Raw genomic sequence first — 11,370 nt, 5'->3', positions numbered from 1 at the left:
GAATCCGCCTGCTGCACCGTCAAGGCACGTTCACGTGGAAAACCCTTGGAGCAAGGCGATTTAGTGCACAAAAGGAAGAGGGAATAAGCGCAGGAGGAGATGCAGAATCCTGAAAAGCAACACAACTCATGCGCCTACAGCGCACAGTTAATGTTGTTTATTAAGACTAAGATCTTTTCGGCATTAGCAGAGGGGATCTGCCATGGTTTGCAACCGAGGGAAATGAGGTGGAGAGTCGGTCTGTAAGCCGGGTTCTGTCGAGGACAGTCATTCCTCTACGACGGCCATCACTGGACGCCTTTAGCAACCTACCCGGTTCCGACGCGGGCCACGCCTTAAGGAACCCTATTTGGTCTTGCTCCGAGTGGGGTTTACCTAGCCACGAACTGTTGCCAGACGTGCGGTGCGCTCTTACCGCACCTTTTCACCCTTACCGGCGCCGAAGCGCTTAGGCGGTTATTTTCTGTGGCACTTTCCGTAGGCTCGCGCCTCCCAGGCATTACCTGGCACTCTGCCCTGCGGAGCCCGGACTTTCCTCCCCCCTCTTTTGCGGAACAAAAGAAGGCAGCGACTGTCCAACCGACTCTCCGCCGCCAAGGTTAACGGCAGCGCCGCTCAAGAACAAGCAACATCGTTAAACAATATCGCAGTGCCACTACTTGTCTTTCTGCAGTTCCAAGGCGAACTGGTACAGCAAGTTCTTGCGCACGCCGGTGATCTCGGCGGCCAACGCAGCGGCTTTTTTCAGCGGCATCTCAGCCAGCAGCAGGCCCAGCACGCGTTGCGCTTCGCTGTCGATCTGCTCATCGCCCACTGGCGCGCTCCACCCACCAACCAGCACCACGCACTCACCACGCTGCTGGTTGCTGTCAGCCGCGACGAAACCGCACAACTGATCGAGCGGCAGGCTCTTGATGGTTTCGAAGGTCTTGCTGATCTCCCGCGCCAGCACCGCTGGCCGCTCCTCGCCGAAGACGCCGCGCATGTCTTCCAGGCACTCCAGAATACGGTGCGGGGCCTCATAGAAGATCACGGTTCGCGGCTCTTCCTTGAGCTGGCCCAGACGCGCGCGACGAGCCACCGCCTTGGCTGGCAGAAAGCCTTCGAAGATGAAACGATCGGACGGCAGGCCGGCAGCCGACAGCGCCGCGATCAATGCGCAAGCGCCTGGCACCGGCACCACTTCGATGCCGGCCGCGCGCGCCTGGCGCACCAGGTGATAACCAGGGTCGCTGATCAGCGGCGTGCCAGCGTCGGATACCAGCGCCACGTCATCCCCCGCCAGCAAACGCCCCAGGAAGCGGCCGCCTTCGTCGCGCTCGTTGTGCTCGTGACACGCCGCCAATGGTGTGCTTATACCGAAGTGCTGCATCAGACGAATCGAGTGGCGAGTGTCCTCGGCGGCGATGAGCGCGACGTCAGCCAGTACTTTCAGGGCCCGCGCGCTCACGTCCTCGAGGTTGCCGATGGGCGTGGCGACCACGTACAACCTGCCCTTGGCGGACTTGGGAACCCCTGCAACGTCAGTCACTCAAACACCTGCTCATCCAGATCAAAGCCGGCATTGTAGCCCGAGCGCCTGTAATGACGGGCAACGATCTTCAACGGCGAAATACCGTAGCCGACCTATAGTGAGGCGTCAGCGTCGGTAGCATCGCGCCGCGGCGGGTGCTTGGGTACAATCGCTTCCACCTTGACCTCGTAACAGGACCCTTCCATGACCGCTTGCCTGCGGCTGTTCACAGCCTTCTGCCTCGCTGCACTGCTCGCAGCGTGCGCCAGCTCGCCCTCATCCAGCCTGGGCGAACTGCCGCGCACGCCAGACGCCAGCATCGAGCAATTGCTCGAGCGGGCCGACTCCAGCAAGTCTGCACCCGAGGCGGCTTCGCTGCGCCTGAGCGCCGCGGACATGGCTTACCAGCAAAAGGACCTACCCCGCGCGGCAAGCATTCTCGAACAGGTCTCGCTCGATGCGCTCAAGCCTGCTCAGCAGGTGTTCGCCAGCACCCTGGCGGCGGAACTGGCGATGAGCCGCAACCAGCCCAAGGCCGCGCTGAAAGCCCTCGACCACCCCAGCCTGCAACGCCTAGGCGAGCTGCCCGAAGCACAGCAAGTGCGCACCTACACCGTCCACAGCGCTGCACTGGAGGCCGATGACCAGGTACTGCCTGCGGTCGAGCAGCGCGTGCTGCTCGCGCCGCTGCTCAGCGGCCAGGCCGCTGAAACCAACCAGAACGCCATCTGGAGCCTGGTGGCCTCGCTGCCCGCCGAGCAACTGCAGCCTGCCGCCAACCCCATCGTTTCGGGCTGGACCAGCCTGGCCCTGGCAGTCAAACGCGCAGGCACCCTGGAACAGCAACAAGCGGCCATCGATGCCTGGCGCAAGCAGAATCCTGACCACCCAGCCGCCACCAAGCTTCCAGAAGCGCTGGCCAAGCTCAAGGAATTGACCAGCGAGCCGCTGACCAAGATCGCCCTGCTGCTGCCCCAAGAAGGCCCGCTCGCCAACGTTGCCCGCGCCCTGCGCGATGGCTTCATGGCCGCGCACCTGCAGGCCCAGCAGTCAGGCCAGTCGGCACCCGAGATCCAGGTGTTCGACAGCTCGAAAATGACTTCGCTGGACGACTTCTATCGCCAGGCACAGGCGGCCGGCGCGCAACTGGTGGTCGGTCCGCTGGAAAAACCGTTGGTCAAGCAACTGGCCGCCATGGCGCAACTGCCCGTCCCCACGCTGGCCCTGAACTACGCCGACGCCGGGCAAAAAGCCCCGCCGCAACTGTTCCAGTTCGGCCTGGCGGCCGAGGATGAAGCCCGCGAAGTGTCGCGTCGTGCCCGCGCCGACGGCATGGTCCGCGCTGTCGCGATGGTGCCGAGCGGGGAATGGGGCGATCGCGTCCTGGCCGCCTTCCGCAGTGACTGGGAAAGCAACGGCGGCACGCTGCTCGCTGCCGAGCGCATCGCCCAGCCCGTCGCCCTGGCACAACAGATTGCCGATCTGCTGAAACTGCGCCAGAGCGAAGGTCGCGCCAAGAGCCTGCAAGACACCGTGGGCGGCGACGTCGCCGCGCAGCCCTCGCGCCGCCAGGACAGCGACTTCCTCTTCCTCGCCGCGACCCCGCAGCAGGCTCAGCAGATCAAGCCGACCCTGAACTTCCAGTACGCCGGTGATCTGCCGGTCTACGCCACCTCCAACCTCTACAGCGCCAGCGGCGACGTAAATCAGTACAACGACATGACCGGCATCCGCTTCTGCGAAACACCGTGGCTGCTCGACAGCAACAACCCGCTTCGTCAGCAGGTCGTGCAGCAGTGGCCACAGGCGGCGGGCAGCTTGGGCCGGCTGTACGCCATGGGCGTCGATGCCTATGGCCTGGCTCCTCGCCTCGGCCAGCTCAAGGCCTTGCCCGACAGCCGTATCGAAGGTCTGTCCGGCAGCCTGAGCGTCAACCAGAGCCAACGCATCGAACGCCAGCTGCCCTGGGCCGAGTTTGCCGGTGGTCAGGTCAAGCGCCTGCCGGACACTCCACGCTGATGACAGCATCGCCTGCCTGCGCGGGCAAGATGGCCGAAGATCATGTCCTTGAGTACCTTCAAGGACGTGGCCTGACGCTGATCGCGCGCAACTGGCGATGCCGTGGCGGCGAGCTTGATCTGGTCATGCTCGAGGCCAATACAGTAGTATTCGTCGAAGTCCGCTATCGGCTGCATGCCAGCTTCGGCGGCGCCCTCGGCAGTGTCGACCAACGCAAGCAACAGAGGCTTGCGCTTGCTGCCACCTTGTTTCTGCAACGACACGCCTGCTGGGCCAATCACCCCTGCCGCTTCGATGTCGTTGCGCTACAAGGCAGCGGCCACGCCGGCGAACCACTGCAATGGCTTGAAAACGCCTTCGACTGCTGAACCCGAATCGAATAATTCGCTCTATGTTTCGCGGGCAGGCCCTGATTGCGCTCCGCGCCGGCCACCGCCCCTCTTAAGGTCACACCCGATGGACATGCAATCCCGAATTTGCCGGCTATTCCAGGCCAGCATCGATACCAAGCAACAGGCGATGGACGTTCTGGCACCGCATATCGAGCATGCCAGCCTGGTCATGGTCAATGCGCTGCTCAACGAGGGCAAGATGCTCGCCTGTGGCAACGGCGGCTCAGCGGGCGATGCGCAGCATTTCTCCTCGGAGCTGCTCAACCGCTTCGAACGCGAGCGCCCCAGCCTGCCGGCCATTGCGCTGACCACCGACAGCTCCACCCTCACCTCCATCGCCAACGATTACAGCTACAACGAGGTGTTTTCCAAGCAGATTCGTGCCTTGGGGCAACCTGGCGATGTACTGCTGGCCATTTCGACCAGCGGTAACTCGGCCAACGTGATTCAAGCAATCCAGGCCGCACATGATCGCGAAATGATTGTCGTAGCCCTGACCGGGCGCGACGGCGGCGGCATGGCTTCGCTGCTATTGCCGGAGGATGTGGAAATCCGCGTGCCGTCTCAGGTGACGGCACGCATCCAGGAGGTTCACCTGCTGGCCATCCACTGCCTGTGCGACCTGATCGACAGCCAACTGTTCGGGAGTGAAGAATGATTTCCAAGCGTCTAGGCCTTGTGGCCATCACCTTGTGCCTGGGGCTTTCAGGCTGCAGTTCCATCGTCTCGTCATCACGCAACTCGCCGATCGACGACGATCGCGGCACCCGCACCATCGGCAGCAAGATCGATGACTCGCTGATCGAAACCAAGGCCTCGGTGAATATTTCCAAGGCCAGCCCCGATCTGGACAAAGGCTCGCACATCGTCGTCAGCAGCTATAACGGCGTTGTCCTTCTGGCCGGCCAGACGCCGCGCGCCGAGCTCAAGAGCCTCGCCGAGCAAACCGCCAGCCAGGTGCAACGGGTCAAGCGGGTGCACAACGAACTGCAGGTGATGCAGCCCTCTTCGATTCTTGCGCGCAACAACGATGCCTGGCTGACCACCAAGATCAAAACGCAGATGCTGGCCGACGTGAACGTCCCCAGCTCGCGGATCAAGGTCATCACCGAAAACGGTATCGTCTACCTGCTGGGCCTGGTCACCAACGGCGAAGCCGCCGCCGCGACCAACGTCGTGCAAAGCGTCTCGGGCGTACAGAAAATCGTCAAGCTGTTCGAGTACATCGACTGAATCGGCGCGGCGGCAAATAAAAAGGCGATCCATCAGGATCGCCTTTTTCGTTACTTGACCACCTTCAGACTTGGTCGACCGCTGGGCCGTGGTGGCTGCCCACCATCGTCCGGCGAATCATCGCCGTCGACTTCTTCAGCCTCCAGCAGGTCATCGGCGTCTTCCACCGGCTCCAGCTCGAAGACCATGCCCTGGCCGTTCTCTCGAGCGTAGATACCCAGGATCGCGCCGCTCGGTACGTACAGGCTATGGGCAACGCCGCCAAAGCGGCCCTCGAAGCTCACCGCGTCGTTGTCCATGTGCAGGTTGCGCACCGCACTTGGGGAGATGTTGAGGACGATCTGGCCATCACTGGCAAAGCCGTCGGGAACCTGGACCGCCGGGTATTCGGCGTTGACCAGCATGTGGGGTGTGCAATCGTTGTCGACGATCCACTCGTACAGCGCTCTAACCAGATAGGGGCGACTGGAGTTCATCACCGGCTCCTTAAATATTGCGTATTTCGCGTTCAACGGATGACAGGCTCGCCTGGAAACAAGGACGGGCGAACTGTCGCTCCATGTAATCCAGCAGCGGCTTTGCCTGCCGCGGTAATTCGATACCCATGGTTGGCAATCGCCATAGTATGGGCAATAGACAGCAATCGACCAGGCTTTGCTCCTCGCTCATGAAGCAGGTGAACTCGCCGAACAGCGCCGATACGCCGATCAGGCTCTCACGCAGGGCCTTGCGCGCCTCGTCGCGAGCTGCCTGAGGGCTGCGCGCATCGAGAATCACATCGGCCAGCGAACACCAGTCTCGTTGAATCCTGTGCATGAGCAAACGCGTATTCCCACGAGCTACCGGGTAGACCGGCATCAATGGCGGGTGTGGGTAGCGCTCTTCCAGGTATTCCATCACCACCGAAGGCTCGTACAACGCAAGGTCGCGATCAACCAGGGTCGGCACGCTGCCGTAGGGGTTCACTTCCGCCAGCTTTGGCGGTATACGCGCAGCATCGACATCGATGATCTGCACGCTGACGCCTTTCTCTGCGAGCACAAGGCGAACCCGATGTGAATAGTGATCAGCGGGGTCCGAGTAGCAGGCCAACCGATTGGTCACGGCCATGAAGCGCCTCCTCGCATAGCGATGCGGATAAAACCATAAACGCAAACGCGCCCCGGGGCGCACTGGTCAAGACCAGGACGCCCCGGGGCGCGTTCAACCTCCAGAAGAGACTGTGAGGTCAGTGCACGTCCTTCCAGTATTCACGCTTGAGCAAATAGGCAAATACGAAGAAGAACGCCAGGTACAACAACACGTAGGTGCCGATGCGCTGACTCTCCAGTTTGACTGGGTTGGCCGAATAGGCCAGGAAAGCCACAAGATTCTTGACCTTCTCGTCGAACTGCTCGGTCGTCAGGGTACCGGAATTCGGCTCGACGGTCAGCTGATCGCACGCTTCATGGGTCAATGGGCTTCCGGTCAGCGGGTCGAATTGCTTCTTGCCATCGACCACCGTCTGCACCTGCTTGCAGCCAATCACCTGGTTGCCTTGCAGGCCAACCAGCACGTTAGGCATGCCGACGTTGGGGAACACTTTGTTGTTCACGCCATAGGGCCGTGACGGATCGGCGTAGAAGCTGCGCAGGTAGCTGTACAGCCAGTCTTCGCCGCGCACCCGCGCCACCAGGGTGAGATCGGGCGGCGCGGCGCCGAACCAGGTCTTGGCGTCTTGCGGCTGCATGCCAATCTTCATGTGATCGCCGATTTTCGCACCGCTGAACACCAGGTTGTCGAGCATCACGTCGTGGGGAATACCCAGGTCATCGGCCACCCGCTCGTAGCGCTGGAACTTGGCGCTGTGACAGCCCATGCAGTAGTTGGCGAAGGTACGGGCGCCGTCTTGCAGGGCCGGCTTGTCGGTCAGGTCGATATCGACTTTGTCCAGCTCAACACCGTGTTCAGCGCCCAGAGCGAAGGCAGGCATCACGGCCAACAACAGTACAGCAATCAGCTTTTTCATCAGCCAGTCACCCTTTCCGGAACCGGTTTTGTCTTTTCGAGCCGGGTGTAGAACGGCATCAGCAGGAAGTAGGCGAAGTACAGGAAGGTACAAACCTGCGAGAGCAAGGTCCTTCCCGGCGTGGGTGCCAGTACCCCGAGAATTCCGAGAATCACGAAGGACACGCAGAACACCAGCAGGAAGACCTTGCTCAACCAGCCCTTGTAGCGCATTGAGCGCACCGGACTGCGGTCCAGCCAGGGCAGGACGAACAGCACAGCGATGGCAGCGCCCATGGCAATCACACCCATCAGCTTGTCTGGCACCGCGCGCAGAATTGCGTAGAACGGAGTGAAGTACCACACCGGGGCGATGTGTTCAGGGGTCTTGAATGCGTTAGCCTGCTCGAAGTTGGGTTTTTCGAGGAAGTAGCCACCCATTTCCGGGAAGAAGAACACGACCGAACAGAACACGAAGAGGAAGACCACGACACCGACGATGTCCTTGACGGTGTAGTAGGGATGGAAAGGAATGCCGTCGAGCGGAATACCGTTTTCATCCTTGTGCTTCTTGATATCGATACCGTCTGGGTTGTTCGAACCCACTTCATGCAACGCCAGGATATGCAGCACCACCAGCCCGAGAATGACGATCGGCAGAGCCACGACATGCAGTGCGAAGAAGCGGTTCAAGGTGATCCCGGAGATCAGGTAGTCGCCGCGAATCCACTGGGTCAGGTCGTCGCCGATCACCGGGATGGCACCGAACAGCGAGATGATCACCTGGGCACCCCAGTACGACATCTGACCCCACGGCAGCAGGTAGCCCATGAACGCTTCGGCCATCAGCGCCAGGTAGATCAGCATGCCGAACAGCCAGACCAGCTCGCGCGGTTTTTGGTAAGAGCCATACAGCAGGCCGCGGAACATGTGCAGGTACACGACGATGAAGAATGCCGACGCGCCGGTGGAGTGCAGGTAGCGCAGAATCCAGCCGTATTCGACGTCACGCATGATGTACTCGACCGAGGCGAACGCCTCTTCGGCCGAGGGGGTGAAACTCATGGTCAGCCACACACCGGTGACGATCTGGTTGACCAACACCAACAGGGCCAGCGAGCCGAAGAAGTACAGGAAGTTGAAGTTCTTCGGTGCGTAGTACTTGCTCAGGTGGTCTTCCCACATCTTCGTGGCGGGGAAGCGTGCATCGATCCACTCCATGAACTTGCTCATCATGCATTCTCCTGATCGACGCCAATGACGATGATGTCGTCCGACTCATAGGCATGGGGCGGAACGGGCAAATTGAGCGGGGCGGGTTGCGATTTGTAGACGCGCCCAGCCATGTCGTAGTGCGAACCATGGCAGGGGCAGAAATAACCGCCGACCCATTTGGGACCGAGGTCGACCGGAGCGACTTCAGGGCGGAATGTCGGCGAGCAACCGAGGTGGGTGCACAGCCCGACCAGAATCAGAATTTCCGGCTTGATCGAGCGCACTTGCGGATCGACGTAGGCTGGCTGCTCAGAAGCCTTGGAAGTGGGGTCAGAAAGGTCGCTTTCGATTTTCTTCAGATTAGCGAGGATCTCAGCCGTTCGCCGCACGATGAACACGGGCTGGCCTCGCCATTCCGCAACCATCTGCTGACCTGGCTCGACCTTGGCGATGTTGACTTTCACTGGTGCGCCTGCGGCCTTGGCCTTGGCGCTGGGGAACCACGACCCCACGAACGGTACCGCAGCCCCCACTGCCCCCGCTGCACCCACCACGGATGTGGCAGCTACAAGGAAGCGGCGCCGCCCTGCATTGACGCCGTCATTACTCATTCAGTCCTCTCCCCATCAGCGTTCATGGCCTGTTACGACAGGCATCTACTTAGGTAATGTCTGTGGCACCAAAATTTGGCCGCCATGGTAAGAAACAAATCCACACAGTGACAAGGTGATTAACCGCGCGGCGGCGGCAACCCTCGCATTGCTTGATCTGCGTCTATAAGGAGGTGGTGCATGGGCACGGGAAAGGTTAGTTGGCGGCATAAAAAAAGCCCGGTTCCTGAGAACCGGGCTTTTTTCGACTGCCGAAGCGAAATTAACGCTTGGAGTACTGAGGACGCTTACGCGCTTTACGCAGACCCACTTTCTTACGCTCGACTTCACGAGCGTCGCGGGTGACGTAGCCAGCGCGACGCAGAGCAGGGCGCAGAGCTTCGTCGTATTCCATCAGAGCGCGGGTGATGCCGTGGCGGATCGCACCGGCTTGACCGCTGACACCACCACCGGCGACGGTGACGTAGATGTCGAACTTCTCGAGGTTCTCGGTCAGCTCCAGCGGCTGGCGAACTACCATGCGAGCGGTTTCGCGGCCGAAGAAGGTGTCCAGAGGACGGTTGTTGATGGAGATGTTGCCAGTACCTGGACGCAGGAACACGCGAGCGGTTGCGGTCTTGCGACGGCCAGTGCCGTAATTTTGAGTCGCCGACATAATGAACTATCCCGTTAGATCTTCAGTTCTTGAGGCTGCTGAGCAGTGTGTGGGTGGGTAGCACCCGCGTACACTTTCAGCTTGCGGTACATGTCGCGACCCAGCGGGTTCTTAGGCAGCATGCCTTTGACCGCGGTCTCGATCACGCGCTCGGGGGCCTTGGCGATCAACTTCTCGAAGTTGATTTCCTTGATACCGCCCGGGAAGCCGGAGTGGGAGTAGTACATTTTGTCCGAAGCTTTGGCACCAGTGACACGTACCTGCTCGGCATTGATCACGACGATGTAGTCGCCGGTGTCAACGTGAGGAGTGTATTCTGCCTTGTGCTTGCCACGCAGACGACGAGCGATTTCAGTGGACAGACGACCCAGGGTCTGGCCAGCGGCGTCGACTACGAACCAGTCGCGCGTTACTGTTTCCGGTTTAGCAGTAAAAGTTTTCATTCTCTAAAGCCTCAGAGGCCGCCCAGCGAAAATTAAGACGGCGAATCTTACTGGTTAGTGCATCGCTTGACAAGTCAAGCGCGCAGCCGCATGCGGACGCTATAGGGGGCTCGGGTCGGCGCGTCCAGATTCGGCAAGGTTTCTCGTACATCGCGGTGCATCACTTCCGCAGCGCACGAAGGCGCGTAATTATCCAGATTGCGCAGAGAATATCAACCTGATTTGATGATTATCGATCCATTCCAGGAGTGAACGCGTCATGGAATACCGCAAGCTTGGCCGTACCGACCTGAACGTCAGCGCCCTGTGCCTGGGCACGATGACCTGGGGCGAGCAGAACGATCAGGCCCAGGCCTTCGAACAGATCGCCCTGGCCCGCGAGGCCGGGGTCAATTTCATCGACACCGCCGAGATGTACCCGGTGCCGCCACGTCCGGAAACCTACGCCGCTACCGAACGCATCATCGGCAACTGGTTTCGCAAGCACGGCGATCGCGAGCGCTGGATTCTCGCCAGCAAGGTGGCAGGCCCGGGCAACGGCATCAGCCACATTCGCGACGGGCAACTCAAGCACAACCGCCAGCACATCGTCGCGGCCCTCGACGAGAGCCTGCGCCGCCTGCAGACCGACCACCTCGACCTGTACCAACTGCACTGGCCCGAGCGCAACACCAACTTCTTCGGCAAGCTCGGCTATCAGCACCTGCCCAACGATCTTTTCACGCCCATCGAAGAAACCCTCGAGGTGCTGGATGAACAGGTGCGCGCCGGCAAGATTCGCCACATTGGCCTGTCCAATGAAACGCCATGGGGCACCATGAAATTCCTGCAACTGGCCGAAAGCCGCGGCTGGCCACGGGCGGTGTCGATCCAGAACCCCTACAACCTGCTCAATCGCAGCTTCGAGGTGGGCCTGGCGGAAGTTGCCATTCGCGAGCAGTGCGGCTTGCTGGCCTACTCGCCCCTGGCGTTCGGCATGCTCTCGGGCAAGTACGAGAACGGCGCTCGCCCGGCCGACGCGCGCCTGACCCTGTTCAGCCGCTTTGCCCGATACTCCAATCCGCAAACTGTGCAGGCGTGCAGTCGCTATGTGCAGTTGGCCCGCGAGCACGGCCTGGACCCGGCGCAGATGGCCCTGGCCTTCGTCACTCGCCAGCCTTTCGTGACCAGCAACATCATCGGCGCCACCCGCCTCGACCAGCTGCAAAGCAACCTCGACAGCGCCGCCCTGACGCTCAGCGAAGAACTGCTCGCTGCCCTCGAAGCGGTTCATCAGGAACAGCCCAATCCTGCACCATGACCC

General features: G+C 60.8%; 13 protein-coding genes and 1 other RNA gene. 5 read left to right on the top strand and 9 right to left on the bottom strand.

The genetic code is table 11. From position 1 onward, the window contains the following. Nucleotides 1-227 precede the first annotated feature (227 nt). Together rnpB and rsmI are read right to left on the bottom strand one after the other, a co-directional pair. Nucleotides 228-587, bottom strand: an RNA gene (gene rnpB, locus H618_RS22155) — RNase P RNA component class A. Nucleotides 588-655: 68 nt separating this feature from the next. After that, nucleotides 656-1,531 carry a 16S rRNA (cytidine(1402)-2'-O)-methyltransferase gene (rsmI, locus tag H618_RS0119230; protein ID WP_028696609.1) on the bottom strand — a complete coding sequence of 292 codons (876 nt, stop codon included), beginning with the start codon at nt 1,529-1,531 and terminating at the stop codon, nt 656-658. 186 nt (nt 1,532-1,717) lie between these two features. Here rsmI and H618_RS0119225 point away from each other — a divergent pair, with 186 nt between their 5' ends. The 4 genes from H618_RS0119225 to H618_RS0119210 all read left to right on the top strand — a co-directional run bounded on the left by H618_RS0119225 (nt 1,718) and on the right by H618_RS0119210 (nt 5,157). Then, nucleotides 1,718-3,532 carry a penicillin-binding protein activator gene (locus H618_RS0119225; protein ID WP_028696608.1) on the top strand — a complete coding sequence of 605 codons (1,815 nt, stop codon included), beginning with the start codon at nt 1,718-1,720 and terminating at the stop codon, nt 3,530-3,532. Further along, nucleotides 3,529-3,900, top strand: coding sequence for a YraN family protein (locus H618_RS0119220; RefSeq protein WP_028696607.1), 372 nt, complete (start codon nt 3,529-3,531; stop codon nt 3,898-3,900). Before H618_RS0119225 ends, H618_RS0119220 begins: the two co-directional genes overlap by 4 nt. Before the next feature lie 88 nt (nt 3,901-3,988). Continuing rightward, on the top strand, nt 3,989-4,582 hold the full coding sequence (locus H618_RS0119215) for a phosphoheptose isomerase (RefSeq protein ID WP_028696606.1): 594 nt from the start codon (nt 3,989-3,991) through the stop codon (nt 4,580-4,582). Beyond that, nucleotides 4,579-5,157: a BON domain-containing protein gene (locus H618_RS0119210; protein WP_028696605.1), complete on the top strand. Its 579-nt coding sequence runs from the start codon at nt 4,579-4,581 to the stop codon at nt 5,155-5,157. Before H618_RS0119215 ends, H618_RS0119210 begins: the two co-directional genes overlap by 4 nt. Before the next feature lie 50 nt (nt 5,158-5,207). On the opposite strand, the gene H618_RS0119205 is transcribed toward H618_RS0119210, so the two are convergent. The 7 genes from H618_RS0119205 to rplM all read right to left on the bottom strand — a co-directional run bounded on the left by H618_RS0119205 (nt 5,208) and on the right by rplM (nt 10,067). After that, nucleotides 5,208-5,633, bottom strand: coding sequence for a ClpXP protease specificity-enhancing factor (locus H618_RS0119205; RefSeq protein WP_028696604.1), 426 nt, complete (start codon nt 5,631-5,633; stop codon nt 5,208-5,210). A gap of 10 nt (nt 5,634-5,643) precedes the next feature. After that, nucleotides 5,644-6,267, bottom strand: a complete 624-nt coding sequence (locus tag H618_RS0119200) for a glutathione S-transferase N-terminal domain-containing protein (RefSeq protein ID WP_028696603.1) — start codon at nt 6,265-6,267, stop codon at nt 5,644-5,646. Between the two features lie 118 nt (nt 6,268-6,385). Beyond that, nucleotides 6,386-7,165, bottom strand: coding sequence for a cytochrome c1 (locus H618_RS0119195; protein WP_028696602.1), 780 nt, complete (start codon nt 7,163-7,165; stop codon nt 6,386-6,388). Then, entirely contained in the window at nt 7,165-8,376 is a 1,212-nt protein-coding gene (locus H618_RS0119190; RefSeq protein WP_028696601.1) for a cytochrome b, read from the bottom strand. Before H618_RS0119190 ends, H618_RS0119195 begins: the two co-directional genes overlap by 1 nt. Next, nucleotides 8,376-8,969: a ubiquinol-cytochrome c reductase iron-sulfur subunit gene (gene petA, locus H618_RS0119185; protein ID WP_028696600.1), complete on the bottom strand. Its 594-nt coding sequence runs from the start codon at nt 8,967-8,969 to the stop codon at nt 8,376-8,378. The genes H618_RS0119190 and petA overlap by 1 nt, the downstream gene beginning before the upstream one ends. A gap of 262 nt (nt 8,970-9,231) precedes the next feature. Further along, nucleotides 9,232-9,624, bottom strand: coding sequence for a 30S ribosomal protein S9 (gene rpsI, locus H618_RS0119180; protein WP_028696599.1), 393 nt, complete (start codon nt 9,622-9,624; stop codon nt 9,232-9,234). A gap of 14 nt (nt 9,625-9,638) precedes the next feature. Continuing rightward, nucleotides 9,639-10,067, bottom strand: a complete 429-nt coding sequence (rplM, locus tag H618_RS0119175) for a 50S ribosomal protein L13 (RefSeq protein ID WP_028696598.1) — start codon at nt 10,065-10,067, stop codon at nt 9,639-9,641. A gap of 259 nt (nt 10,068-10,326) precedes the next feature. Here rplM and H618_RS0119170 point away from each other — a divergent pair, with 259 nt between their 5' ends. Then, nucleotides 10,327-11,367 (top strand): NADP(H)-dependent aldo-keto reductase, encoded by a 1,041-nt coding sequence (locus H618_RS0119170; protein ID WP_028696597.1) that lies wholly within the window; start codon nt 10,327-10,329, stop codon nt 11,365-11,367. The last annotated feature ends 3 nt before the right edge of the window (nt 11,368-11,370 follow it).

The sequence above is a fragment of the Pseudomonas cremoricolorata DSM 17059 = NBRC 16634 genome (assembly GCF_000425745.1).
GTDB lineage: Bacteria > Pseudomonadota > Gammaproteobacteria > Pseudomonadales > Pseudomonadaceae > Aquipseudomonas > Aquipseudomonas cremoricolorata.
The sequence above is the reverse complement of the archived record's forward strand: the minus strand, read 5'-3'. Positions and strand labels throughout refer to the sequence as shown.

Bases quoted from the DNA above. Each gene is read 5' to 3' on its own strand.
- H618_RS0119215 (WP_028696606.1), top strand. From the start codon at position 3,989: ATGGACATGCAATCCCGAATTTGCCGGCTATTCCAGGCCAGCATCGAT.
- H618_RS0119190 (WP_028696601.1), bottom strand. From the start codon at position 8,376: ATGAGCAAGTTCATGGAGTGGATCGATGCACGCTTCCCCGCCACGAAG.
- H618_RS0119195 (WP_028696602.1), bottom strand. From the start codon at position 7,165: ATGAAAAAGCTGATTGCTGTACTGTTGTTGGCCGTGATGCCTGCCTTC.
- H618_RS0119170 (WP_028696597.1), top strand. From the start codon at position 10,327: ATGGAATACCGCAAGCTTGGCCGTACCGACCTGAACGTCAGCGCCCTG.
- petA (WP_028696600.1), bottom strand. From the start codon at position 8,969: ATGAGTAATGACGGCGTCAATGCAGGGCGGCGCCGCTTCCTTGTAGCT.
- rplM (WP_028696598.1), bottom strand. From the start codon at position 10,067: ATGAAAACTTTTACTGCTAAACCGGAAACAGTAACGCGCGACTGGTTC.
- H618_RS0119200 (WP_028696603.1), bottom strand. From the start codon at position 6,267: ATGGCCGTGACCAATCGGTTGGCCTGCTACTCGGACCCCGCTGATCAC.
- H618_RS0119225 (WP_028696608.1), top strand. From the start codon at position 1,718: ATGACCGCTTGCCTGCGGCTGTTCACAGCCTTCTGCCTCGCTGCACTG.
- H618_RS0119205 (WP_028696604.1), bottom strand. From the start codon at position 5,633: ATGAACTCCAGTCGCCCCTATCTGGTTAGAGCGCTGTACGAGTGGATC.
- H618_RS0119210 (WP_028696605.1), top strand. From the start codon at position 4,579: ATGATTTCCAAGCGTCTAGGCCTTGTGGCCATCACCTTGTGCCTGGGG.
- rpsI (WP_028696599.1), bottom strand. From the start codon at position 9,624: ATGTCGGCGACTCAAAATTACGGCACTGGCCGTCGCAAGACCGCAACC.